The 26,021-nt window shown below is 51.5% G+C and carries 23 protein-coding genes and 2 pseudogenes; 20 read left to right on the forward strand and 5 right to left on the reverse strand.

Translation table 11 applies throughout. The annotated features are described in order from the left end of the window. Positions 1-58: 58 nt before the first annotated feature. From ibsA to FEK42_RS22905, 3 genes and pseudogenes are all read left to right on the forward strand, one after another. Positions 59-118 (forward strand): type I toxin-antitoxin system toxin IbsA, encoded by a 60-nt coding sequence (gene ibsA, locus FEK42_RS01955; protein WP_010723109.1) that lies wholly within the window; start codon positions 59-61, stop codon positions 116-118. A gap of 220 nt (positions 119-338) precedes the next feature. Continuing rightward, positions 339-716: pseudogene (locus tag FEK42_RS01960) on the forward strand (hypothetical protein); the annotation flags it as partial. After that, positions 715-846: pseudogene (locus FEK42_RS22905) on the forward strand (hypothetical protein); the annotation flags it as partial. The pseudogenes FEK42_RS01960 and FEK42_RS22905, both read left to right, overlap by 2 nt. A gap of 12 nt (positions 847-858) precedes the next feature. Here the strand turns inward: FEK42_RS22905 and yegD are convergent. Continuing rightward, positions 859-2,211 carry a molecular chaperone gene (gene yegD / locus FEK42_RS01970; protein ID WP_130221833.1) on the reverse strand — a complete coding sequence of 451 codons (1,353 nt, stop codon included), beginning with the start codon at positions 2,209-2,211 and terminating at the stop codon, positions 859-861. 133 nt (positions 2,212-2,344) lie between these two features. On the opposite strand from yegD, the gene alkA reads away from it, so the two are divergent. Then, the gene (gene alkA / locus FEK42_RS01975) at positions 2,345-3,193 is read left to right on the forward strand and encodes a DNA-3-methyladenine glycosylase 2 (RefSeq protein ID WP_135407207.1); all 849 of its coding nucleotides are present in this window, start codon (positions 2,345-2,347) and stop codon (positions 3,191-3,193) included. Between the two features lie 96 nt (positions 3,194-3,289). Here the strand turns inward: alkA and FEK42_RS01980 are convergent, their stop codons facing one another. Next, complete coding sequence (locus tag FEK42_RS01980) at positions 3,290-6,607, reverse strand: diguanylate cyclase (RefSeq protein WP_135492772.1); 3,318 nt, start codon at positions 6,605-6,607, stop codon at positions 3,290-3,292. 318 nt (positions 6,608-6,925) lie between these two features. Between FEK42_RS01980 and udk the strand changes: the two genes are divergently transcribed. From udk to asmA, 3 genes are all read left to right on the forward strand, one after another. Next, positions 6,926-7,567, forward strand: coding sequence for a uridine kinase (gene udk / locus FEK42_RS01985; RefSeq protein WP_064529458.1), 642 nt, complete (start codon positions 6,926-6,928; stop codon positions 7,565-7,567). A gap of 91 nt (positions 7,568-7,658) precedes the next feature. Beyond that, positions 7,659-8,240 carry a dCTP deaminase gene (dcd, locus tag FEK42_RS01990; protein WP_001234777.1) on the forward strand — a complete coding sequence of 194 codons (582 nt, stop codon included), beginning with the start codon at positions 7,659-7,661 and terminating at the stop codon, positions 8,238-8,240. Between the two features lie 21 nt (positions 8,241-8,261). After that, a complete protein-coding gene (gene asmA, locus FEK42_RS01995) occupies positions 8,262-10,115 on the forward strand; it encodes an outer membrane assembly protein AsmA (RefSeq protein ID WP_138211720.1) in 1,854 nt (617 codons plus the stop codon). Positions 10,116-10,167: 52 nt separating this feature from the next. On the opposite strand, the gene FEK42_RS02000 is transcribed toward asmA, so the two are convergent. The 3 genes from FEK42_RS02000 to FEK42_RS02010 form a co-directional block, all read right to left on the reverse strand. Further along, the gene (locus FEK42_RS02000; RefSeq protein ID WP_000687872.1) at positions 10,168-10,458 is read right to left on the reverse strand and encodes a helix-turn-helix domain-containing protein; all 291 of its coding nucleotides are present in this window, start codon (positions 10,456-10,458) and stop codon (positions 10,168-10,170) included. Continuing rightward, positions 10,448-10,786 (reverse strand): type II toxin-antitoxin system RelE/ParE family toxin, encoded by a 339-nt coding sequence (locus tag FEK42_RS02005; protein ID WP_131161415.1) that lies wholly within the window; start codon positions 10,784-10,786, stop codon positions 10,448-10,450. The genes FEK42_RS02000 and FEK42_RS02005 overlap by 11 nt, the downstream gene beginning before the upstream one ends. A 74-nt stretch (positions 10,787-10,860) precedes the next feature. Next, positions 10,861-12,444, reverse strand: a complete 1,584-nt coding sequence (locus FEK42_RS02010; RefSeq protein ID WP_135492824.1) for a TerC family protein — start codon at positions 12,442-12,444, stop codon at positions 10,861-10,863. Between the two features lie 658 nt (positions 12,445-13,102). Here FEK42_RS02010 and wza point away from each other — a divergent pair. From wza to wcaI, 13 genes are all read left to right on the forward strand, one after another. Further along, on the forward strand, positions 13,103-14,242 hold the full coding sequence (wza, locus tag FEK42_RS02015; RefSeq protein ID WP_000978094.1) for a polysaccharide export protein Wza: 1,140 nt from the start codon (positions 13,103-13,105) through the stop codon (positions 14,240-14,242). A 5-nt stretch (positions 14,243-14,247) separates the two neighbouring features. Further along, positions 14,248-14,691, forward strand: coding sequence for a low molecular weight protein-tyrosine-phosphatase Wzb (gene wzb / locus FEK42_RS02020; RefSeq protein ID WP_000482901.1), 444 nt, complete (start codon positions 14,248-14,250; stop codon positions 14,689-14,691). 2 nt (positions 14,692-14,693) lie between these two features. Continuing rightward, the gene (wzc, locus tag FEK42_RS02025; RefSeq protein WP_135491608.1) at positions 14,694-16,856 is read left to right on the forward strand and encodes a tyrosine-protein kinase Wzc; all 2,163 of its coding nucleotides are present in this window, start codon (positions 14,694-14,696) and stop codon (positions 16,854-16,856) included. A gap of 92 nt (positions 16,857-16,948) precedes the next feature. Then, complete coding sequence (gene wcaA, locus FEK42_RS02030) at positions 16,949-17,788, forward strand: colanic acid biosynthesis glycosyltransferase WcaA (protein ID WP_000654487.1); 840 nt, start codon at positions 16,949-16,951, stop codon at positions 17,786-17,788. 2 nt (positions 17,789-17,790) lie between these two features. Continuing rightward, positions 17,791-18,279, forward strand: coding sequence for a colanic acid biosynthesis acetyltransferase WcaB (gene wcaB, locus FEK42_RS02035; protein ID WP_135491607.1), 489 nt, complete (start codon positions 17,791-17,793; stop codon positions 18,277-18,279). After that, entirely contained in the window at positions 18,276-19,493 is a 1,218-nt protein-coding gene (wcaC, locus tag FEK42_RS02040) for a colanic acid biosynthesis glycosyltransferase WcaC (protein WP_135410142.1), read from the forward strand. Before wcaB ends, wcaC begins: the two co-directional genes overlap by 4 nt. Next, a complete protein-coding gene (wcaD, locus tag FEK42_RS02045) occupies positions 19,468-20,688 on the forward strand; it encodes a colanic acid polymerase WcaD (RefSeq protein WP_135492771.1) in 1,221 nt (406 codons plus the stop codon). Before wcaC ends, wcaD begins: the two co-directional genes overlap by 26 nt. Positions 20,689-20,813: 125 nt before the next feature. Beyond that, positions 20,814-21,560, forward strand: coding sequence for a colanic acid biosynthesis glycosyltransferase WcaE (gene wcaE / locus FEK42_RS02050; RefSeq protein WP_135492770.1), 747 nt, complete (start codon positions 20,814-20,816; stop codon positions 21,558-21,560). Between the two features lie 92 nt (positions 21,561-21,652). Then, positions 21,653-22,201, forward strand: a complete 549-nt coding sequence (gene wcaF / locus FEK42_RS02055; RefSeq protein ID WP_130260006.1) for a colanic acid biosynthesis acetyltransferase WcaF — start codon at positions 21,653-21,655, stop codon at positions 22,199-22,201. 26 nt (positions 22,202-22,227) lie between these two features. Beyond that, the gene (gene gmd / locus FEK42_RS02060; protein WP_000048207.1) at positions 22,228-23,349 is read left to right on the forward strand and encodes a GDP-mannose 4,6-dehydratase; all 1,122 of its coding nucleotides are present in this window, start codon (positions 22,228-22,230) and stop codon (positions 23,347-23,349) included. 2 nt (positions 23,350-23,351) lie between these two features. Then, the gene (gene fcl, locus FEK42_RS02065) at positions 23,352-24,317 is read left to right on the forward strand and encodes a GDP-L-fucose synthase (RefSeq protein ID WP_135492769.1); all 966 of its coding nucleotides are present in this window, start codon (positions 23,352-23,354) and stop codon (positions 24,315-24,317) included. A 2-nt stretch (positions 24,318-24,319) separates the two neighbouring features. After that, the gene (gmm, locus tag FEK42_RS02070) at positions 24,320-24,799 is read left to right on the forward strand and encodes a GDP-mannose mannosyl hydrolase (RefSeq protein WP_000479836.1); all 480 of its coding nucleotides are present in this window, start codon (positions 24,320-24,322) and stop codon (positions 24,797-24,799) included. Next, positions 24,796-26,019 carry a colanic acid biosynthesis fucosyltransferase WcaI gene (gene wcaI, locus FEK42_RS02075; protein ID WP_138211721.1) on the forward strand — a complete coding sequence of 408 codons (1,224 nt, stop codon included), beginning with the start codon at positions 24,796-24,798 and terminating at the stop codon, positions 26,017-26,019. The genes gmm and wcaI overlap by 4 nt, the downstream gene beginning before the upstream one ends. The last annotated feature ends 2 nt before the right edge of the window (positions 26,020-26,021 follow it).

The following is a 26,021-nucleotide window of genomic DNA, read 5'->3' on the forward strand; positions in this document are numbered from 1 at the left end:
GGGACGCTGAAACGGGATACCCTCTCCCGGAGAAGAGGGGTTAAAAAAGGAAGGGGTTATGATGAAGCACGTCATCATACTGGTGATACTCTTAGTGATTAGCTTCCAGGCTTACTAAGAACACCAGGGGGAGGGGGAAACCTCTCCCTAACCCTCACTCCTGAAATTATGTCACTCCGCCCTTAGTGTCAATCGACGGCTCTCCGTTCTTGCGAGGCGAATAGCAAAATTATCTACGCCGCCGGGCCTAATTCTGAAAATGTCTTCGTTTGCTCTTATTTCATTATTGCAGTCGGTATGATACCGGACCTCAATAACTCTCTAAGAAAGGACCTCTTATGAGCGAACAAATCACGTTTGCTACCAGCGATTTTGCCAGTAACCCGGAACCACGTTGCCCCTGCATTTTGCTGCTGGATGTTTCTGGCTCGATGAGCGGCAGACCCATTAATGAACTTAACGCCGGATTGGTTACCTTTCGCGATGAGCTGCTTGCCGATTCGCTGGCCTTAAAAAGAGTGGAACTCGGCATTGTGACGTTCGGCCCGGTGCATGTGGAACAACCCTTTACCAGCGCCGCTAATTTTTTCCCACCTATCCTGTTTGCTCAGGGCGATACGCCAATGGGCGCCGCCATTACCAAAGCCCTGGATATGGTTGAAGAGCGGAAACGTGAGTACCGCGCAAATGGCATTTCGTATTATCGTCCGTGGATTGAGTGTCGGCGCGACAGAGTTGCAGCGATTCCATCTCCATGCCTCTGCACGGACCATGCCGTTGATGGAACCGTTACGTCAGGCGGCAGAAAAACTGGCTCAGGCGCAGGCTGATTTAAGCCGTTGCTGAGCCATTTTTCAATTAACGAAACACCACTTCCGCCCAGCGTGCCAGCCCGGCGGTGACGGAGCCAAAGTCATCGCCGCCGGCAATCGGAATGCCCGGCAACTGTTCTGCCAGCGCTTTTTTAATCAGCGGGGAACGGGCGCTACCGCCGGTCAGATAGATGACATCCGGTTTTTCCTGGGCGTTATCCAGCGCCAGTTGCACCTGTTCCAGAATCCGCGCCAGTGGTTGGCTGAGGGCGCTTTCCAGACCCTGCTGGCTAATCAGCGTAGCCAGTTCGTCGCTGATAAACGGCAGCGATGCGAGGGTTTCCGCTGCGCTGGAAAGCGCAATTTTGCTCTCTTCCGCGCTGCGCACCAGGCGATAGCTTAAACGCTGACGCCAGACTTTCTGTAACAGGGCCACTTTTTCCGGTTCGCGGGCATCGCGTACCAGATCGTTAAGCAGGCGACCGTTGGCACTACTGTAGAAATCACTTTGCGCAGGTACGTCGTTGATGGCAACCGCATTCCACCACGGCAGAATCGGCAGGGCGATGCCTTTTTCGGTTTCGCCACCCATGCCCAGTAACGGCATCAGGTTTTTAAACGCCAGTGCGATATCCAGATCGTTACCGCCAATACGACAACCACTGTGACCCAGCAGGCTGGCTTCACGATCGAGACGTGAACGCCACTGCGGCCCCATCAGCAGCAATGAACAGTCAGTCGTACCACCGCCGATATCCACCACCAGCACCCGTTTTTCTTCCTGTAAGGTGGCTTCGTAATCCAGCCCAGCCGCGACCGGCTCGTACTGGAATACCACATCCTTAAACCCGGCACGCTTCGCTGCGCGTTCCAGAATCCCTTGCGCCTGGGTGTTTGCTTCATCGCCGCCCAGACCCTGGAAGTTGATCGGGCGACCAATCACCGCCTGAGTAATCGCTTCTGGCAGCTGCGCCTGCGCCTGCTGGCGAATGTGCAACATCATTGCGCAGACCAGATCCTCAAACAGCGCTACCTGCTGCGGTTTTAAGCCGCTGGCACCGAGGAACGATTTTGGTGATTTTACAAACCACACTTCTTCCGGATCATCAATGTACTGTGCCAGAGAGGAAAGACCGAACTGCACGCTTTTCGCCGTAACATCGATATCTTCTTCGCGGTTATAACGAATCGCCCGACGTAACAGCGCCTGCGTTTCATCGTCGTCTGCCGGAACATCATGATGGCGGTACAGCCATTCGCTTACCGCCTCACGCGTTGGCGCGCAAAGCATTGAAGGCAGCAACGTGCTGTCGTTTTCCATTTTCAGTAATTGCGGTTTACCGTCGCGCATGACCGCCACTGAACAGTTTGCTGTACCGTAATCAAAACCAATAAACACGAAATAATCCCCATGCCGGTGAAGAAGGGGCGTGACTTTAGCGAAATGTTGCCGTCGCGACAACCGGAATATGAAAGCAAAGCGCAGCGTCTGAATAACGTTTATGCTGAAAGCGGATGAATAAGGAGATGCGATGTATACCCTGAACTGGCAGCCGCCGTATGACTGGTCGTGGATGTTGGGATTTCTCGCCGCCCGTGCGGTGAGCGGTGTGGAAACGATCGCTGACGATTATTATGCCCGTAGTCTGGCGGTGGGCGAATATCGCGGCGTGGTGACTGCTATTCCGGATATAGCCCGCCATACTCTGCACATAAATTTAAGTGCAGGTTTAGAACCCGTTGCCGCTGAGTGCCTGGCGAAAATGAGCCGCCTGTTTGATCTGCAATGTAACCCGCAGATTGTGAACGAGGCGTTGGGCGAGTTAGGCGCGGCCCGGCCCGGATTGCGTTTACCCGGCTGTGTTGATGCTTTTGAGCAGGGCGTGCGGGCGATTTTAGGCCAACTGGTGAGCGTGGCGATGGCGGCAAAATTGACCGCCAAAGTGGCACAGCTTTATGGCGAACGGCTGGATGATTTTCCGGATTATGTCTGCTTCCCCACGCCTCAGCGGCTGGCAGCCGCCGACCCGCAGGCATTAAAAGCGTTGGGTATGCCGTTGAAACGGGCAGAGGCACTGATTCATTTAGCCAATGCAGCACTGGATGGCACCTTACCGATGACAATTCCGGACGACGTAGAACAAGCGATGAAAACGCTGCAAACATATCCTGGCGTTGGGCGCTGGACGGCGAATTATTTCGCATTGCGTGGCTGGCAAGCGAAAGATGTTTTTCTGCCGGATGATTATTTGATTAAACAGCGATTTCCAGGAATGACACCGGCACAAATCCGCCGTTATGCCGAACGCTGGAAGCCCTGGCGTTCTTATGCGCTGTTGCATATCTGGTATACGGAAGGCTGGCAACCAGAAGAAGTATGACGCTGGTCGCCGGATGCGGCGCGGCCTACGGAACGGACGAATTGTAGGCCTGATAAAACGCGTTAGCGTTGCATCAGGCGATGGGGAAACGCTCCCTCAATTAATCGCGAAATAACTGCTATTAACCAGCAAATCCAGAGGCTGGCTCTCGGCAATGACATCGCCATAAATCAGATCAACACCAATGTCAGAAAGCGTATCCAATACCAATGGCAACGCTACTGGCCCAGCGATGGTTTTCACACCCAACCGCTGGGCATGCCCCTGAATAATCGAAATCAGCATCTCATCCATTAAATTGCCCTGTACGCTGGCGCATAACTCGGCGTCAAGCAGTAGATAATCCGTCATATTTGCTTTGAGCATATTGAATATTTGTAGGTCGCGCCCTACCTGGCTGAGTACGATCCGGCAGCCGGCCAGCCGCAGTTTTTGCACAGCCAGCCCGTGGTCGAAAATTGCTTCTGCCGGAATTACCAAATGGAACAACCGTGGTGGTAATGAACTTTGTTCCAGTTGCTCAAGCAATTCGTCTACCAGAGTGACGCTGCCTAGCCCCGCAACGGAAAGGGGGAGGGCGATGCTTAAACCTTTATTGGCAACCGCTTTTGCTGTTTGTTGGAAAAATTCACGTAATACCCGGCGGTCAAGCGCGTGGCTGAGTGCCGGATCGCTGAAGCTACGGCGGAATGCCTGTTCATCAATCAACTCGCCTTTGCTGCTCCAGAGCTTAAGCGAAATCAACCACAAATTCCGCGTTTCCGTGATTCGTGGCGAAGCGATGCCGTGGGCAATCATCATAAGCGGATTCTCTTTAGTCATCCGCCACTGTTCATCGAGCGACATCACTGTCCGTTCATTATGTGCAGTTGCCTGCTGTGGTTCATAAACTGTGACCTGACCACGACCACCATTTTTCGAAGCATAACAGGCGATATCGGCCTGGGACATAACTTCTGCTGCCTGGTGATTACTGTCGTTTATTAACGTCATCCCGGCGCTTGCTCCTACCCGATGTAACCGACCTTCCCACATAAAGTGATAATCATTAATCGCATTGATAATGCGCGTCGCGATAAAACGGGCACTTTCGACATTACAGTCTGGCAGTAACAGACCAAATTCATCACCACCGAGTCGTGCCAGTAGATCGCTGGAGCGCAGCATACTCAGCATCAACGAAGACAGTTCGCGCAGCAAAGCATCGCCGGCCGCATGCCCGGCGCTGTCATTTACCGCTTTAAAGCGATCAAGATCGATAAATACCAGAGCATGTTGCTGATGCATACTGTGAACGGTTTGCAGCAGTATTCGCAGTTGTTTCTCAAAACTTGCACGGTTCGCCAGATGCGTCAGGGCATCGTGAGAGGCGCTATAGCTAAGCTGACGTAGCATTTTGCGAGATTCGGTGACGTCCTGAATCACCAGTACCGAACCAATGCTGCTACCATCCAGGGTGCTTAACGGCGTAATACTGTAATGAACGTCATAGCTGCCACCGCTACGGCAGTGGAGAACTACGTCCTGTTCAATAGCAGAACGAGAGGTGTCGGCACTGTAAATGTTCTCAATTAACGGCCCCGTGTCACCAGTTGTAAGATGCAATACCGTCAGCAGCGGAACGCCCAACGCCTCTTCTTGCTTCCAGCCGCTCATTTTCTCCGCGACTGGATTCATAAAGGTGATTTTCATCGCCATATCAATACAGACCACAGCTTCACCGATAGAGTCCAGGGTGATATGCAGACGTTCTTTTTCCTGGAACAGCGCCTCGTTGAGCTGTTTTACTTCGGTCATATCCATGTTGATGCCAAGCAGGCGTTCGACTTCACCTTCCTTATTCAGAACCCGATTGGCGAGTGCGCGGATATGACGAATACCGTCTTTTACCGTAATGCGAAATTCCAGTTTAAAAGGCAAGCGAGCCTGCAGCGAATCGCGGATGACTTTCTCGGTGTGTTCTCGATCTTCCGGCAGCACGCAGTCATACCAAACCTGCCAGTTTGGTTTGATTTGCGGGGAAATTTCGTAAAGTTCAAACATCCGCTTATCCCAACTGAAAATATCCGGCTTCAACTCCCATTCCCAGATACCAATCCCGCCCGCTTCGTTAGCCAACGTGATGCGTTCCATCAGTTGCTTATTCACCTGCTCGGTGCGTTTTAGCTCGTTAATGTCTTCTATCTGCGCAATGAAGTAGAGTGGCGTGCCATCGGTGTGGCGTACCAGTGAGACGGCAAGCAGCGCCCAAACTACGTCGCCGTGGCGGTTGTAGTAGCGTTTCTCCATCGAGTAGGTATTGATTTCACCGCTAATCAACTTCTCAACGTGTTGCAGATCTTTATTGAGGTCTTCCGGCCAGGTCAGCTGCTGAAAGCTGAGAGCACGCAGTTCTTCCTGGCTGTAGCCGAGAAACTGGCACAGGGCTTTGTTGCTTTGCAGCCATTGTCCCTCAGTACCCACTAACGCCATGCCGATAGCAGAATATTCCATGGCGTTCCGAAAGCGGGTTTCGCTTTCGGAAATATGCTTACGTTCCGCGCGGAAGGCGTACATCACCATGGTCATGATGTTGGCGGGAAGCAGAATCAGCAAAAATGGCAGCCACGGCATATGGCTCATCAGGTACGCTCGCGGCGTGGCAAGCAGGGTGGGATCGGCAGCCATCATTAACGACACCATCATCACTGTCGTGAGGAAGATCAAAAAGGCTTCCATTCGTGGCAGGCGCACGGCGCTCCACATCAGCAGCACAATAATGAAAGTAAAAGGCCACGGCAGGTACAGCATCGAAAGCCAGCTTAATGTCAATGTGATCGCTAACGTCAGCAGCGTTTCTAACAACAGTCGTGGGTTACGATGGCGTAATAGATAATGCGGTTTAAACAATAGGCCCAGCGGTACCAGCGCCAGGGCGCCGATGGATTCTGAAAGTACCCATATCAAAAATGCCCTGAGAGGATCGTCTCCGGGTGTCAGCAGGACAACCAGAACGCCCCCCAACAGAGGTGGAACGATGGCGCTGCCAAATGCAAGACGAAGCCAGTCAGCCAGATTTTGTAGCGGGTTATACCACGGTAATAATTTTCGCAGCAGCATTGCGCCCACGACGGCTTCAATAATGTTGATAGCCGTCCAGGTCATATTGAGCGAACTGGTGGAAAAGAGCAGTACGGATGCGGCTATGTTTCCCAGTGAGCAGGCTAACGCGATACCAGGCCACATGCGTCCGGCATGGCGGTAAAACGCCACCATCATAATGGAAGTGGGGAACCATAGCGGCGCAAGCTGAGTGCCAAATTGCGAAAGCTCAAGCGAGAAAAGGGTAAAGATAAACGAGACTAAACCTAAACTGACGAGGTGAAGCAGAGGATGAGGCAAGGTAATTAAAACACGCTGTGATGGTTTACTCATTACCGCTCTATCCGCATGGCCAGGCCGTCAGTATTAGTATCTGTGTTTATGCTAGTACAAAAGTTTTACAGTTTATATGCAAATTGCTCATAAAGTGACGTAATGGCGGATAATTTGCGCAACTATGCATAACATTTTTCACCTTGCGTCATAACTGAGCAATTAAATTTGCATCAGGGAATTGATCGTCAACAATTAACTCTGAGAGCAAGGCAACGCTATTCGACTGGTATCACGCGGATGAAATCCCTATAATTGCCGCGTTTGGCGCTTCGGCGCCCCCTTCCTAACATCCAGGTTATTCAGGTCGCTAAATTTATGACTGATCAGTCTCATCAGTGCGTCATTATCGGTATCGCTGGCGCATCGGCTTCCGGCAAGAGTCTCATTGCCAGTACCCTTTATCGTGAATTACGTGAACAAGTGGGTGATGAACACATCGGCGTTATTCCGGAAGATTGTTACTACAAAGATCAAAGCCATCTGTCGATGGAAGAACGGGTTAAAACTAATTATGACCATCCCAGCGCGATGGATCACAGCCTGCTGCTGCAACATTTGCAGGCGCTGAAACGTGGCTCGGCTATCGACCTGCCGGTTTACAGCTACGTTGAACATACGCGTATGAAAGAAACGGTGAAGGTTGAACCGAAGAAAGTCATTATTCTCGAAGGCATTTTGCTGCTGACGGATGCGCGTCTGCGCGACGAGCTGAACTTCTCGATTTTTGTGGATACCCCACTGGATATCTGCCTGATGCGTCGCATTAAGCGCGATGTTAATGAGCGTGGTCGTTCGATGGATTCTGTAATGGCGCAATATCAAAAAACCGTGCGCCCGATGTTCCTGCAATTCATTGAACCGTCTAAACAGTATGCAGATATCATTGTGCCGCGCGGCGGTAAAAACCGCATCGCGATCGATATATTGAAAGCGAAAATAAGTCAGTTCTTTGAATAAGCTTGGTAAATTGTGTACCGTTCAGTGATAACCTGGTATGCCCTTGACGTAACTGGCGTTAAGGGAGTGATGCGCGAAAGGAGAAAATGCCATGCGTCTGTGTGACCGAGATATTGAAGCCTGGCTTGATGAAGGCCGTTTGTCGATCAACCCACGTCCACCCGTGGAGCGTATTAATGGCGCGACGGTGGATGTACGCCTGGGCAATAAATTTCGTACCTTCCGTGGCCACACGGCAGCGTTTATCGACTTGAGCGGTCCCAAAGACGAAGTGAGTGCCGCGCTTGACCGTGTGATGAGCGATGAAATTGTGCTTGATGAAAGCGAAGCTTTCTATCTTCATCCGGGGGAGTTGGCACTGGCGGTAACGCTGGAGTCAGTGACGCTGCCTGCCGATCTGGTGGGCTGGCTGGACGGGCGTTCCTCACTGGCGCGTCTGGGACTTATGGTGCATGTCACTGCACACCGTATCGATCCGGGCTGGTCTGGCTGTATTGTGCTGGAGTTCTACAACTCCGGTAAGCTGCCGCTGGCCCTGCGTCCAGGTATGCTGATTGGCGCGCTGAGCTTTGAGCCGCTTTCAGGTCCGGCAGCGCGTCCGTATAACCGCCGTGAAGATGCGAAATATCGCAACCAGCAGGGCGCAGTCGCTAGCCGTATCGATAAAGACTAATTCAGGCCCATTGAGGATACCATGAGACGATTTCTGACGACGCTGATGATACTCCTGGTCGTGCTGGTGGCTGGGTTATCTGCGTTAGTGTTGCTGGTGAATCCGAATGATTTCCGTGACTATATGGTCAAGCAGGTTGCTGCACGTAGCGGTTATCAATTGCAGCTTGACGGGCCACTGCGTTGGCACGTCTGGCCGCAGCTTAGTATCCTCTCTGGTCGCATGATATTAACGGCCAACGGGGCCAGCCAACCGCTGGTACGTGCCGATAATATGCGCCTTGATGTGGCCTTGTGGCCTTTATTGAGTCATCAACTCAGCGTTAAGCAAGTCATGCTCAAAGGGGCAGTCATTCAACTGACGCCGGAAACAGAAGCAGTGCGCAGTGAAGACGCCCCAATAGCCCCGAAAGACACTACATTACCTGATGATGCGGAAGATCGTGGCTGGTCGTTCGATATCGCCAGTCTGCGAGTCAGTGACAGCGTGTTGGTGTTCCAGCATGAAAATGACGAACAGGTTACGGTACGTGATATCCGCCTGCAAATGGAGCAGGACCCACAACATCGCGGTTCGTTTGAATTCTCTGGTCGGGTAAATCGCGACCAACGCGATCTCACGTTAGCGCTCAAGGGGACTGTTGATGCTTCTGATTACCCGCATGATTTAACGGCAGATATTCAACAGATTGACTGGCAACTGCAGGGCGCTGATCTCCCGAAGCAGGGGATTCAGGGCCATGGTCAGTTCAGGACTCAGTGGCAGGAAGCGCAAAAACGTCTCTCCTTTGAACAAATCAATTTAACCGCTAACGACAGTAATCTGACCGGTCAGGCGCAGGTAGCGCTGCTTGAGAAGCCAGAATGGCTGCTCAGACTGCAATTTGCCCAGTTGAATCTGGATAATTTGCTGCCGATGAATGAGGTGATGACTAAGCAAAATGGTGTTGCTCAACAGGGGCAAAGCCAACCGACGCTGCCACGTCCGGTAATTTCCTCACGCATTGATGAACCTGCGTATCAGGGGCTGAAAGGCTTTGCGGCAGATATTCTGTTGCAGGCCAATAACGTGCGCTGGCGTGGAATGGATTTTGCCGATGTCACTGCGCAAATGACCAACAAGGCGGGGCTGCTGGAGATTATCCAGTTGCAGGGCAAACTTAACGACGGTGTCGTGTCGTTACCGGGTACGCTGGATGCAACAGCCTCACATCCGCGTATAGTCTTCCATCCCCGGCTGGAAAATGTCGAGATTGGCACCATCCTGAATGCCTTCAACTACCCCATCTCACTAACGGGGAAAATGTCGCTGGCGGGGGATTTCTCTGGTGCTGACATTGATGCCAACGCATTCCGCCACACCTGGCAGGGGACGGCGCATGTCGAAATGGCCGATACGCGCATGGAAGGCATGAACTTCCAGCAGATGATCCAACAAGCGGTAGAACGTAATGGCGGTGATGTGAAGGCCGCTGAAAACTTCGATAACGTGACGCGGCTTGATAGCTTTACCACCGATCTGACGTTGAAGGATGGTGTCGTGGCGTTAAACGACATGCAAGGTCAATCGCCAGTGCTGGCGCTTTCAGGGGCTGGCACGTTGAATCTGGCAGAGCAAACCTGCGACACCCAGTTTGACATTCGTGTGATTGGCGGTTGGAACGGGGAAAGCAAACTGATTGATTTCCTCAAAGAAACGCCGGTTCCTCTGCGGGTTTATGGCAACTGGCAGCAACTCAATTACAGCCTGCAAGTGGATCAGTTACTGCGTAAACACTTACAGGACGAAGCTAAACGCCGTCTTAACGACTGGGCCGAGCGGAATAAAGATTCTCGCAATGGCAAAGATGTGAAGAAGTTGCTGGAGAAGATGTAAGACAAGTTATGCAGATGGCGGCGTTAAGTTGTCGCCATCTGTATTTATAGCACTAAGCAGCATGTGGATATTGAACTTCAATACGTTGAATATGCAATCCTGCATGAGCCATCATGGTGATCAATTTATCGATACTAAAGATCTGGATTTTACCTCTGGCAAGTTCAGATATGCGAGGTTGAGTGACCCCTAAAGCAGACGCTGCCTGAGCCTGGCTAAACCCTTGTTGTTCAATCCAGTTATTAATGATCGTTACAAGCTCGGCACGGATCCGCATATTTTCCGCTTGTTCAGGGGTGTCACTCACCGCATCCCACACACTATCAAAGGTTTCAATTTTCATTTTTTCGCTCCTGAGCAAGTTCTTTATAGCGTCGTTTGGCTAAATCAATATCCGATTGACTGGTAGTCTGTGTTTTCTTTTGAAAACAATGCAATACGTAAACCGCTTCTTCAAATTTTGCGACATACATGACGCGATAGATCCCATCAGCATCGCGAGTACGAATCTCTCGCACACCAGGGCCGATAGTTGAAAAAGGTTTCCAGTCGTATGGGTTTAACCCTTGTTGGATCCTGTCGAGTTGATAGCCAATTTCCTGTCGAGACGATTCTGGAAATGCGCGTAAATCGTCAAGACTGGTATCAAGAAAAGCCAGCTTTTTTCTCATTACTCCATCCTTAGATTATACTAAATTTTGTATAAATCAAATGCGCAGTTTGAACCTGCGCATTTGATGTTTTATCACACCTCATACTCCATCTCGCCATCCTTATGCAGCGGAATAATCTGCACCTTCTGCACGCGATGGCTTTCCACCTGCAACGTTTTAAGCAAATAATCCCCTACCTGAACTTCTTCACCTGGTTTTGGAATGCGCTGTAAATGTTCCATCAGCAGCCCGGCGATAGTGTGATATTCACGTTTTTCATCCAGCGGCAGCGGCACATATTGCACCAGATCTTCCAGCGGCATATGACCATTCGCCGTCCAGGAACCGTCGGCGTTTTTCTGAATATCATGGCGGGCGTCAATCTCTTCCACTTCGTTCGGTAAGTTACCGGCAATGGTTTCAGTGACGTCACTTAATGTCACAATCCCTTCCACTGAACCAAACTCATCCACCACAAAAGCAAAGTGTGTGCGGGCATTACGGAACTGCTCCAGGGCAGGTAACAACGGCAAGGTTTCCGGGAACACTAGCGGCTGGCGTACCAGTACCCGCAGGTTGAGCGGTTCGCCGCGCAGTGACTGTTGTAGCAGGTCGATAACGTGAACAACACCGAGCAAATCTTCCGCATCGTCACCGTCGGTAATCACCAGTCGCGTGTGCTGATTTCGCTCCAGCAACTGGCGGATCTCGTCTTCCGGCGCGTTGAGGTCAATATGCTCAATGTCGTGGCGTGACGTCATAATACTGCTGACAGTACGCTGGTTAAGATTAAGTACCCGCTCAATCATCCGCCGTTCCTGCGGATTAAAGATTTGCTGGTCGCCATGATCCACCAGCATTGATGCAGTTTCGGCATCCAGTTCCGCATCTTCTTTTTGCCCGCTAAGTAGACGCATTACCGCTTCGGTAGTCCGCTGGCGCAGCGTCTGGTTAGCGGAGAGAAAACGTCGCCGGTTAAAGATAGCCAACTGATTGAGTGCCTCGATCATCACCGAGAAACCAATGGCAGCGTACAGATAGCCCTTCGGAATGGCGAATCCGAAACCTTCCGCCACCAGGCTAAAGCCAATCATCAACAGGAAACTTAAACAGAGTATGACGATGGTCGGATGGCTATTAACGAACTGGGTTAACGGTTTGCTGGCCATCAACATCAGGCTGATAGCGATAACGACGGCGGCCATCATGACCAGTAAATGATCAACCATCCCGACGGCGGTAATCACCGAGTCGAGTGAGAAGATAGCGTCCAGCACCACAATTTGCGTCACCACGCCCCAGAACTTCGCGCCTTTGCGTTGTGTGGGGTTATTGCTGTCTTTCCCTTCCAGCCGTTCGTTTAGCTCCATCGTGGCTTTGAACAACAGGAAGAAACCACCAAACAGCATGATTAAGTCGCGAGCGCTAAAGGTAAACGAGCGGAAGCTGAACAGCGGTTGAGTCAGGGTGACCAGCCAGGAGATTGACGCCAGCAGTAACAGGCGCATTAACATTGCCAGCAGCAGCCCGGTAACCCGTGCGCGGTCGCGCTGCTTCGGCGGTAGTTTTTCGGCGAGGATGGCAATAAAGACCAGGTTATCAATGCCGAGGACCAGTTCGATCACAATCAGCGTGATTAACCCGGCCCAGATAGACGGATCGGCAATCCATTCCATAGTAAGTACAAAACCTATTCGTTGTATGACAAATGTCACAATTCGATCATGGATAAATCAGGGCAAAAATGCAATGTTGCGGCACTATTTATCTCACATTATTTGAGGGCTATAACATCGCATTATCCCTGAATTAAAAGCGGGAATGATTAAATATTATTTAAGAAATATCGCATATAGGGACGCTATATTAAATGTTGTCAACCTAAAGAAACTCCTAAAAAACACCACGAATGAGACTTAATATAATTCTTAAAAATAGCCAATTGCCGAATTGTTACCTTGCCTGCTATTCCGTTAGCTGTAACACTTCCTCCTGCATTATTGGAGAGCCAATATTCAAATATCATAATGCCACATTATATCTGGAAAATTAATTCACCGAATAACGCTTTTTCATAAACGACTGCATGATGAAAGAGTTGGAAAATATAAACTAAATCAGTGTATTGGTAGCTAAAAAGCCAGGGGCGGTAGCGTGTCTGGATGCCTGAAAGACCAGTCTGAATTATTCTGTCAATAGCCAGCGGATGAAATCAATTTTTTTAGGACTGATGCCAGTTAAATTCTTATTCAATTAACTGCAAGGTAAATGTGCATGCGACATTGCTATTAATAGTGCACAGGATAATTACTCTGCCAAAGTGATAAATAAACAATGATGAAATCCAAAATGAAATTGATGCCATTATTGGTGTCAGTAACCTTGATAAGCGGTTGCACAGTACTTCCGGGCAGCAATATGTCGACGATGGGGAAAGACGTCATCAAACAGCAGGACGCTGATTTCGATCTCGACAAAATGGTGAATGTTTATCCGTTGACCCCGCGCCTGATTGATCAATTACGCCCACGCCCGAATGTAGCGCGCCCCAATATGACGCTGGAAAGTGAGATCGCGAATTACCAGTATCGCGTCGGGCCGGGCGATGTTCTTAATGTCACCGTCTGGGATCACCCGGAACTCACCACGCCAGCCGGTCAGTATCGTAGCTCCAGCGACACCGGCAACTGGGTACAGCCTGACGGAACCATGTTCTACCCGTATATCGGCAAGGTTCACGTAGTGGGGAAAACGCTCGCTGAAATCCGCAGTGATATTACCGGGCGCTTAGCGACGTACATCGCTGACCCGCAGGTGGACGTTAATATCGCCGCCTTCCGCTCGCAAAAAGCGTATATCTCCGGTCAGGTGAATAAATCCGGTCAACAGGCGATCACCAACGTACCACTGACCATTCTCGATGCCATCAACGCCGCAGGTGGCCTGACCGACACCGCTGACTGGCGCAACGTGGTGCTAACACACAATGGTCGTGAAGAACGCATTTCTTTGCAGGCGCTGATGCAAAACGGCGACCTCAATCAGAACCGATTGCTTTACCCCGGCGATATTCTCTACGTGCCGCGTAATGATGATCTGAAAGTATTTGTGATGGGTGAAGTGAAGAAACAGAGCACCCTGAAAATGGACTTTAGCGGCATGACCCTGACTGAAGCCCTGGGCAATGCTGAAGGCATCGACATGACCACCTCCAACGCCAGCGGCATCTTTGTCATTCGTCCGCTGAAAGGCGAGGGGGGGCGTAACGGCAAGATTGCCAATATCTACCAGCTGGATATGTCCGATGCCACGTCGCTGGTGATGGCGACAGAATTCCGCCTGCAACCTTATGACGTGGTGTATGTCACCACTGCTCCGGTTTCCCGCTGGAACCGTCTGATCAATCAGTTGCTGCCAACTATTAGCGGTGTCCGTTACATGACGGATACAGCCAGCGACATTCATAACTGGTAATCGTCATGTTTAACAACATCTTAGTTGTCTGTGTCGGCAATATTTGCCGTTCCCCGACGGCGGAACGCTTACTGCAACGTTATCACCCGGAGCTGAAAGTGGAGTCCGCTGGACTCGGCGCGCTGGTCGGTAAGGGCGCTGATCCTACCGCTATCAGCGTCGCCGCAGAACATCAACTGTCTCTGGAAGGCCACTGTGCACGACAAATCAGCCGCCGCCTGTGTCGCAACTATGACCTGATTTTGACCATGGAAAAGCGCCATATCGAACGCTTATGTGAGATGGCACCTGAGATGCGCGGCAAAGTGATGCTGTTTGGTCACTGGGATAACGAATGTGAAATTCCCGATCCGTATCGCAAAAGTCGGGAAACGTTTGCAGCGGTGTACACATTACTTGAACGGTCTGCCCGCCAGTGGGCGCAGGCATTGAACGCAGAGCAGGTATAAGAATGACAGAAAAAGTAAAACAACATGCCGCTCCGGTAACGGGCAGTGATGAAATCGATATCGGTCGCCTGGTCGGCACCGTCATTGAAGCGCGCTGGTGGGTGATTGGCATCACCGCCGTATTCGCCCTCTGTGCCGTGGTTTACACCTTCTTCGCTACGCCGATTTATAGCGCCGACGCACTGGTACAAATCGAGCAAAGCGGTGGCAATTCGCTGGTGCAGGATATCGGATCGGCATTAGCCAACAAACCGCCAGCATCGGACGCTGAGATCCAGTTGATTCGTTCGCGTCTGGTGCTTGGTAAAACGGTGGACGATCTCGACCTCGATATTGCGGTGAGCAAAAACACGTTCCCGATTTTCGGTGCGGGCTGGGATCGCCTGATGGGTCGTCAGAACGAGACGGTGAAAGTCACCACCTTTAACCGCCCGAAAGAGATGGCGGATCAGGTGTTTTCGCTTAATGTGCTGGACAACAAAAACTACACCTTGAGCAGCGACGGCGGCTTTAGCGCCCGTGGGCAAGCGGGCCAGATGCTGAAAAAAGAAGGCGTCACGCTGATGGTTGAAGCTATTCACGCCAGCCCGGGCAGTGAGTTTACCGTCACCAAATACTCCACGCTGGGGATGATCAACCAACTGCAAAACAGCCTGACGGTAACGGAGAACGGCAAAGACGCAGGCGTTTTGAGCCTGACTTATACCGGTGAAGATCGCGAACAGATCCGCGACATTCTTAACAGCATCGCCCGTAACTATCAGGAACAAAATATTGAGCGCAAATCGGCGGAAGCGTCGAAAAGTCTCGCCTTCCTCGCGCAACAATTGCCGGAAGTACGTAGCCGTCTCGATGTCGCCGAAAACAAACTGAATGCCTTCCGTCAGGATAAAGATTCTGTTGATTTGCCGCTGGAAGCAAAAGCGGTGCTCGATTCGATGGTGAACATCGATGCGCAGCTGAACGAACTGACCTTTAAAGAGGCGGAAATTTCTAAGCTGTTCACCAAAGTTCACCCGGCGTATCGTACGCTGCTGGAGAAACGTCAGGCGCTGGAAGATGAAAAGGCCAAACTTAACGGTCGCGTAACGGCGATGCCGAAAACCCAGCAGGAAATTGTCCGTCTGACCCGCGATGTCGAGTCTGGTCAGCAGGTCTATATGCAACTGCTGAATAAAGAGCAGGAGCTGAAAATCACCGAAGCCAGCACCGTCGGCGATGTGCGCATTGTTGACCCGGCAATCACCCAGCCTGGCGTGCTGAAACCGAAGAAAGGGCTGATTATCCTCGGCGCGATTATCCTTGGCCTGATGCTCTCTATCGTGGGTGTACTGCTGCGCTCGTTGTTTAATCGCGGTATCGAAAGCCCGCAGGTGCTGGAAGAGCACGGTATCAGCGTCTATGCCAGCATCCCGCTGTCGGAATGGCAAAAAGCGCGCGATAGCGTCAAAACCATCAAAGGGATTAAACGCTATAAACAGAGCCAGCTACTGGCGGTGGGGAATCCAACCGATCTGGCGATTGAAGCCATCCGCAGTCTGCGTACTAGTTTGCACTTCGCGATGATGCAGGCGCAGAACAATGTGTTGATGATGACCGGGGTTAGCCCGTCAATCGGTAAAACCTTTGTCTGCGCCAACCTGGCGGCGGTGATCAGCCAGACCAATAAACGGGTGTTGTTGATCGACTGCGATATGCGCAAAGGCTACACCCACGAGCTGTTGGGCACCAATAACGTTAATGGCCTGTCTGAAATTCTGATTGGTCAGGGCGATATTACTACCGCTGCAAAACCGACCTCTATTGCCAAATTTGACCTGATCCCGCGCGGTCAGGTGCCGCCAAATCCTTCTGAACTGTTGATGAGCGAACGCTTTGCCGAACTGGTGAACTGGGCGAGTAAAAACTACGACCTGGTGTTGATTGATACGCCGCCGATTCTGGCAGTGACCGATGCGGCAATTGTCGGGCGTCATGTCGGAACCACGTTGATGGTGGCGCGTTATGCGGTCAACACCTTGAAAGAAGTGGAAACCAGTCTGAGCCGCTTTGAGCAAAACGGTATTCCAGTGAAAGGGGTGATTCTGAACTCCATCTTCCGCCGCGCCAGCGCGTATCAGGATTATGGCTATTACGAATACGAATATAAGTCGGATGCGAAATAACGACGCCTGCATTCGCACCGCCTCGTAGGCCGGATAAGGCGTTCACGCCGCATCCGGCAAGCAAACCAGCTCATAAGCCGGGAGAACAAACTATGAAAGACAATCCGCTGATCTCAATCTATATGCCGACCTGGAACCGCCAACAACTGGCGATTCGGGCGATAAAATCGGTCCTGCGCCAGGACTACAACAACTGGGAGATGATCATCGTGGATGATTGCTCCACCTCCTGGGAGCAGCTGCAACAGTACGTCACCGCCCTCAACGATCCGCGTATCACTTACATCCACAACGACATTAACAGCGGGGCGTGCGCGGTACGTAACCAGGCGATTATGCTGGCGCAAGGGGAATACATCACCGGGATCGATGATGATGATGAATGGACACCCAACCGCCTGAGCGTCTTCCTCGCACATAAACAGCAACTGGTCACTCACGCCTTTTTGTACGCTAACGACTACGTTTGCCAGGGCGAAGTCTATTCCCAACCGGCAAGCTTACCGCTGTATCCCAAATCGCCGTATTCACGCCGCCTGTTTTACAAACGCAATATCATTGGCAATCAGGTTTTTACTTGGGCATGGCGTTTCAAAGAGTGTTTGTTCGATACCGAACTGAAAGCGGCACAGGATTACGACATCTTCCTGCGGATGGTTGTGGAGTACGGCGAACCGTGGAAAGTGGAAGAGGCGACGCAGATCCTGCATATCAATCACGGCGAAATGCAGATCACCTCGTCACCGAAAAAATTCTCCGGATACTTCCACTTTTACCGCAAGCACAAAGACAAATTTGACCGTGCCAGCAAAAAATATCAGCTGTTTACCCTCTACCAGATCCGCAATAAACGTATGACCTGGCGCACTTTGCTGACACTGCTGTCGGTGCGGAATGGCAAACGTCTGGCTGATGGTATTCGGGGGCGTTAAGGATGCTGGAAGATCTGCGTGCCAACAGCTGGAGTTTACGCCCGTGCTGCATGGTTCTTGCCTATCGCGTCGCTCATTTTTGTTCGGTGTGGCGCAAAAAGAACGTCCTCAACAATCTGTGGGCGGTCCCGTTGCTGGTGCTGTATCGCATTATCACCGAATGCTTTTTCGGTTATGAAATCCAGGCTGCCGCAACCATTGGCCGCCGTTTCACTATCCATCACGGTTACGCCGTAGTGATCAATAAAAACGTGGTAGCGGGGGATGATTTCACCATTCGCCACGGTGTCACTATTGGCAATCGGGGTGCCGATAACATGGCATGTCCCCACATTGGCAACGGCGTCGAACTCGGTGCCAACGTCATTATTCTTGGTGATATCACGATTGGTAACAACGTCACCGTGGGCGCGGGCAGCGTGGTGCTCGACTCTGTCCCGGACAACGCGCTGGTGGTGGGAGAAAAAGCGCGAGTGAAGGTAATTAAATGAATATTCTGCAATTTAATGTGCGACTGGCGGAAGGCGGGGCGGCAGGTGTGGCGTTAGATCTCCACCAGCGTGCGCTGCAACAGGGGCTGGCATCACATTTTGTCTACGGCTACGGCAAAGGCGGCAAAGAGAGCGTCAGTCATCAAAACTATCCGCAGGTAATCAAACATACGCCGCGGATGACCGCGATGGCGAACATTGCCCTGTTTCGTCTGTTTAATCGCGATCTGTTTGGCAATTTCAATGAGTTATATCGCACCATTACTCGCACCCCGGGACCGGTGGTCCTGCATTTCCATGTGCTGCATAGCTACTGGTTGAATCTTAACAGCGTGGTGCGCTTTTGCGAAAAGGTGAAAAACCATAAACCGGACGTCACTCTGGTCTGGACGCTGCACGACCACTGGAGTGTTACCGGGCGCTGCGCCTTTACTGATGGTTGTGAAGGCTGGAAAACGGGCTGCCAGAAATGCCCGACCTTAAATAATTATCCGCCGGTGAAGATTGATCGCGCGCACCAGCTGGTGGCGGGCAAACGCCAGTTATTCCGTGAGATGCTGGCACTGGGCTGTCAGTTTATTTCCCCCAGCCAGCATGTGGCTGATGCTTTCAATAGCCTGTACGGTCCAGGGCGTTGCCGGATTATCAATAATGGCATTGATATGGCAACCGAGGCGATTCTGGCGGACTTGCCTCCGGTGCGCGAAACTCAGGGCAAGCCGAAAATCGCGGTGGTGGCGCATGACCTGCGTTACGACGGCAAAACTAACCAGCGACTGGTGCGCGAGATGATGGCGCTGGGCAACAAAATCGAACTGCATACCTTCGGTAAGTTCTCGCCGTTCACCGCTGGTAACGTGGTCAATCACGGCTTTGAAACCGACAAACGTAAGTTAATGAGCGCGCTCAATCAGATGGATGCGCTGGTGTTCAGTTCTCGCGTCGATAACTACCCGCTGATTTTGTGTGAGGCGCTTTCGATTGGTGTGCCTGTAATCGCCACCCATAGCGATGCGGCGCGGGAAGTGCTGCAAAAATCCGGCGGTAAAACGGTCAGCGAAGAAGACGTGCTGCAACTGGTGCAGTTAAGCAAACCGGAAATCGCGCAGGCGATATTTGGTACCACGCTGGCTGAGTTCAGCCAACGCAGCCGCGCCGCCTACAGTGGACAACAGATGCTGGAGGAGTATGTCAACGTCTATCAGAATCTGTAGCTACCTGCTGCTGCCGCTGATTTACCTGCTGGTTAACGTCAAAATCACCCAGCTTGGCGAAAGTTTCCCCATCACCATCGTCACTTTTTTACCTGTCTTGTTACTGCTGTTTTTAGAACGCATTAGCGTTAAAAAATTGATGATTGCCCTGGGGATTGGTGCGGGACTCACGGCGTTTAACTACCTGTTTGGTCAGTCGTTGGATGCCAGTAAATACGTCACTTCAACCATGCTGTTTGTCTATATTGTGATCATTATTGGTATGGTGTGGAGTATTCGTTTTAAAACAATTTCGCCACACAATCATCGCAAGATATTGCGTTTCTTTTATCTGGTGGTCGGGCTGGTGGTGGCGCTGGCGGCGGTGGAGATGGCGCAAATTATCCTCACCGGCGGCAGCAGTATTATGGAGTCGATTTCGAAATATCTGATTTACAGCAACAGCTATGTACTGAATTTCATTAAATTCGGCGGCAAGCGCACGACAGCACTTTATTTCGAACCGGCATTTTTCGCTCTGGCATTAATCTCAATTTGGCTCAGCATCAAACAGTTTGGTATCAAAACGCCTAAAACCGATGCTATGATTCTCGCAGGAATAATATTATCTGGAGCGTTTTCAGGGGTTATGACCTTTATCCTGTTTTATTTGCTGGAGTGGGCATTTCAATATCTGAATAAAGAGGCGATTAAGAAAAAGTTACCGTTAGCATTGATTTCTCTGGCTGTATTCCTGGTTGGTGTGGTAATCGCGTTTCCTTATATTTCCACCCGTCTGGGAGATTTGGGCACAGAAGGATCGTCATCATATTATCGTATTGTCGGTCCGCTGGTGATGGTCGGTTATTCTTTGACCCATATTGACGGTGTAGTCAGATTTGGCTCACTTTATGAATATGTCGCATCATTCGGAATATTTAACGGTGCGGATGTTGGAAAAACCATAGACAATGGTTTGTATCTGCTGATTATTTATTTTTCCTGGTTCGCAGTGTTTTTATCGCTGTGGTACATGGGGAAAGTAATGAAAATGATGATCAACGCTTTTGGTGATAACCGCAATTTTCGCGTGCAATTATATCTTTTTACTCCGGTATCGCTGTTTTTTACCGGATCGATATTTAGCCCGGAATATGCATTTTTAATCGTCTGTCCGTTTATTTTGCGAAAAGCGTTAAATATACACCCTAAATAATTCGAGTTGCAGGAAGTTGGTGACGCAGCGAATCCCCAGGAGCGTACACGAGTACGTGACTGGGGTGAGCGAGGAAAACCAACGCACATGCAGCTTGAAGTAGGACGGGGATAACGAGGTAAAACATGTTGCTTAGCATAATCACTGTCGCGTTTCGTAACCTCGAAGGGATAGTCAAAACACATGCCTCGCTGGCGCATCTGGCGCAGGCGGACGATATCAGCTTCGAATGGATTGTTGTCGATGGCGGTTCCAACGACGGTACCCGTGAGTATCTGCAAAATCTCAATGGTATCTATAACCTACGCTTTGTCAGCGAGCTGGATAACGGTATCTACGACGCCATGAACAAAGGCATTGCGATGGCACAAGGCAAGTTCGCGTTGTTTCTCAATTCGGGCGATATTTTTCATCAGGATGCCGCAAATTTTGTCCGTAAGTTAAAAGTGCAAAAAGATAACGTGATGATCACCGGCGATGCGCTGCTGGATTTTGGCGACGGGCATAAAATTAAGCGTAGTGCTAAACCGGGTTGGTATATTTATCACAGCCTGCCCGCCAGTCATCAGGCGATATTTTTCCCGGTATCCGGCTTGAAAAAATGGCGTTATGACCTGGAATATAAAGTTTCTTCCGATTACGCGCTGGCGGCCAAAATGTATAAAGCTGGTTATGCATTTAAAAAGCTCAATGGCCTGGTGTCTGAATTTTCCATGGGTGGGGTATCTACCACCAATAATATGGAATTGTGTGCCGATGCGAAAAAAGTCCAACGACAAATATTACATGTGCCTGGCTTCTGGGCAGAATTATCCTGGCATTTACGCCAGCGCACGACGGGTAAGACTAAAGCCTTATATAACAAAGTCTGAATATACTCGTCATATTTCAAGTTGCATGTGCTGCGTCTGCGTTCGTTCACCTTCCTGCAACTCGAATTATTTAGAGTACATAAGGAATACCAATGCAAGATTTAAGCGGTTTCTCGGTGCCGAAAGGGTTCCGGGGCGGCAACGCTATTAAAGTGCAATTGTGGTGGGCAGTACAGGCGACAATATTTGCCTGGTCGCCACAAGTATTGTATCGCTGGCGGGCATTTTTATTACGTTTATTCGGCGCAAAAATAGGAAAAAACGTAGTTATTCGTCCGTCAGTAAAAATTACCTATCCGTGGAAATTAACTTTAGGTGATTACGCGTGGGTCGGCGATGACGTCAATTTATATACCCTCGGCGAAATAACCATTGGTGCACATTCAGTGATTTCACAAAAAAGTTATTTGTGCACCGGTAGCCATGACCACGCAAGTCGACATTTCACCATTAACGCCACGCCTATTGTGATTGGCGAGAAATGCTGGCTGGCGACAGATGTCTTTGTCGCGCCTGGCGTCACGATCGGCGACGGCACCGTCGTGGGTGCGCGAAGCAGTGTTTTTAAATCGCTTCCGGCAAATGTGGTTTGCCGGGGGAATCCCGCAGTGGTGATACGCGAACGCGTTGAAACTGAATAAATTCAAAAAATACAGAGGAATAAGACATGTCAAAAGTCGCTCTCATCACCGGTGTAACCGGACAAGACGGTTCTTACCTGGCAGAGCTGCTGCTGGAAAAAGGTTACGAGGTGCATGGTATTAAGCGTCGTGCATCGTCATTCAACACCGAGCGCGTGGATCACATTTATCAGGATCCGCACACCTGCAACCCGAAATTCCATCTGCATTATGGCGACCTGAGTGATACCTCCAACCTGACGCGCATTTTGCGTGAAGTGCAGCCGGATGAAGTGTACAACCTGGGCGCAATGAGCCACGTTGCGGTTTCTTTTGAGTCACCGGAATATACCGCAGACGTTGATGCGATGGGGACGCTGCGCCTGCTGGAGGCGATCCGCTTCCTCGGTCTGGAAAAGAAAACCCGTTTCTATCAGGCTTCCACCTCTGAACTGTACGGTCTGGTGCAGGAAATTCCGCAGAAAGAAACCACACCGTTCTACCCGCGATCTCCGTATGCGGTCGCCAAACTGTATGCCTACTGGATCACCGTTAACTACCGCGAATCCTACGGCATGTACGCCTGCAACGGTATTCTCTTCAACCATGAATCCCCGCGCCGCGGCGAAACCTTCGTTACCCGCAAAATCACCCGCGCAATCGCCAACATCGCCCAGGGGCTGGAGTCGTGCCTGTACCTCGGCAATATGGATTCCCTGCGTGACTGGGGCCATGCCAAAGACTACGTAAAAATGCAGTGGATGATGCTGCAACAGGAACAACCGGAAGATTTCGTTATTGCCACCGGCGTTCAGTACTCCGTGCGTCAGTTCGTGGAAATGGCGGCAGCACAGCTGGGCATCAAACTGCGCTTTGAAGGCACGGGCGTTGAAGAGAAGGGCATTGTGGTTTCCGTCACCGGGCATGACGCGCCGGGCGTTAAACCGGGCGATGTGATTATCGCCGTTGACCCGCGTTACTTCCGTCCGGCAGAAGTTGAAACGCTGCTCGGCGACCCGACCAAAGCGCACGAAAAACTGGGCTGGAAACCGGAAATCACCCTCAGAGAGATGGTGTCTGAAATGGTGGCTAATGACCTCGAAGCGGCGAAAAAACACTCTCTGCTGAAATCTCACGGCTACGACGTGGCGATCGCGCTGGAGTCATAAGCATGAGTAGACAACGCATTTTTATCGCTGGCCATCGCGGGATGGTCGGTTCTGCCATCAGGCGGCAGCTCGAACAGCGCGGTGATGTGGAACTGGTATTACGCACCCGCGACGAGCTGAACCTGCTGGACAGCCGCGCCGTGCATGATTTCTTTGCCAGCGAAAGCATTGACCAGGTCTATCTGGCGGCGGCGAAAGTGGGCGGCATTGTTGCCAACAACACGTATCCGGCGGATTTCATCTATCAGAACATGATGATTGAGAGCAACATCATTCACGCCGCGCATCAGAACGACGTTAACAAACTGCTGTTTCTCGGATCGTCCTGTATCTACCCGAAACTGGCAAAACAGCCGATGGCAGAAAGCGAGTTGTTGCAGGGCACGCTGGAGCCGACCAACGAGCCTTACGCCATTGCCAAAATCGCCGGGATCAAACTGTGCGAATCTTACAACCGCCAGTATGGACGCGATTACCGCTCAGTCATGCCGACCAACCTGTACGGGCCACACGACAACTTCCATCCGAGTAACTCGCATGTGATCCCAGCATTGCTGCGTCGCTTCCACGAGGCGACGGCACAGAATGCGCCGGACGTGGTGGTGTGGGGCAGCGGTACACCGATGCGCGAATTTCTGCATGTCGATGATATGGCGGCGGCAAGCATTCATGTGATGGAGCTGGCGCACGAAGTCTGGCTGGAGAACACCCAGCCGATGTTGTCGCACATTAACGTCGGCACGGGCGTTGACTGCACTATCCGCGAGCTGGCGCAAACCATCGCCAAAGTGGTGGGCTACAAAGGCCGGGTGGTTTTTGATGCCAGCAAACCGGATGGTACGCCGCGCAAACTGCTGGATGTGACGCGCCTGCATCAGCTTGGCTGGTATCACGAAATCTCACTGGAAGCGGGGCTTGCCAGCACTTACCAGTGGTTCCTTGAGTATCAAGACCGCTTTCGGGGGTAATGATGTTTTTACGTCAGGAAGACTTTGCCACGGTAGTGCGCTCCACTCCGCTTGTCTCTCTCGACTTCATCGTCGAGAACAGTCGCGGCGAGTTTCTGCTTGGCAAAAGAACCAACCGCCCGGCGCAGGGTTACTGGTTTGTGCCGGGAGGGCGCGTGCAGAAAGACGAAACGCTGGAAGCCGCATTTGAGCGGCTGACGATGGCGGAACTGGGGCTGCGTCTGCCGATAACAGCAGGCCAGTTTTACGGTGTCTGGCAGCACTTTTATGACGATAACTTCTCCGGCACGGATTTCACCACTCACTATGTGGTGCTCGGTTTTCGCTTCAGAGTCGCGGAAGAAGAGCTGTTACTGCCGGATGAGCAGCATGACGATTACCGCTGGCTGACGCCGGACGCGCTGCTCGCCAGTGACAATGTTCACGCTAACAGCCGCGCCTATTTTCTCGCTGAGAAGCGTGCCGGAGTACCCGGATTATGAAAATACTGGTCTACGGCATTAACTACTCGCCGGAGTTAACCGGCATCGGCAAATACACCGGCGAGATGGTGGAATGGCTGGCGGTACAAGGTCATGAGGTGCGGGTCATTACCGCACCGCCTTACTACCCGCAATGGCAGGTGGGCGAGAACTATTCCGCCTGGCGGTACAAACGGGAAGAGGGGGCCGCCACGGTGTGGCGCTGCCCGCTGTACGTGCCAAAACAGCCGAGCACTCTGAAACGCCTGTTGCATCTCGGCAGTTTTGCCGCCAGCAGTTTCTTTCCTCTGATGGCCCAACGTCGCTGGAAGCCGGATCGCATTATCGGCGTGGTGCCAACGCTGTTTTGCACGCCGGGAATGCGTCTGCTGGCGAAACTCTCTGGTGCGCGTACCGTGCTGCATATTCAGGATTACGAAGTGGATGCCATGCTGGGGCTGGGCCTTGCCGGAAAAGGCAAAGGCGGCAAAGTGGCACAGCTGGCGACGGCCTTCGAACGTAGCGGACTGCATCACGTTGATAACGTCTCCACGATTTCGCGTTCGATGATGAATAAAGCCATCGAAAAAGGCGTGGCGGCGGAAAACGTCATCTTCTTCCCCAACTGGTCGGAAATCGCCCGTTTTCAACATGTTGCAGACGCCGATGTTGATGCCCTTCGTAACCAACTTGGCCTGCCGGATAACAAAAAAATCATTCTTTACTCCGGCAATATTGGTGAAAAGCAGGGGCTGGAAAACGTTATTGAAGCTGCCGATCGCCTGCGTGATGAACCGCTGATTTTTGCCATTGTCGGGCAGGGCGGCGGCAAAGCGCGGCTGGAAAAAATGGCGCAGCAGCGTGGACTGCGCAACATGCAATTTTTCCCGCTGCAATCGTATGACGCTTTACCCGCACTGCTGAAGATGGGCGATTGCCATCTGGTGGTGCAAAAACGCGGCGCGGCAGATGCCGTATTGCCGTCGAAACTGACCAATATTCTGGCAGTAGGCGGTAACGCGGTGATTACCGCAGAAGCCCACACAGAACTGGGGCAGCTTTGCGAAACCTTTCCGGGGATCGCGGTTTGCGTAGAACCGGAATCGGTCGAGGCGCTGGTGGCGGGGATTCGTCAGGCGCTCCTGCTGCCCAAACACAACACGGTGGCACGTGAATATGCCGAACGCACGCTCGATAAAGAGAACGTGTTACGTCAATTTATAAATGATATTCGGGGATAATT

Source organism: Escherichia sp. E2748, assembly GCF_005781125.1.
In the GTDB taxonomy this organism is placed as follows: Bacteria; Pseudomonadota; Gammaproteobacteria; order Enterobacterales; family Enterobacteriaceae; genus Escherichia.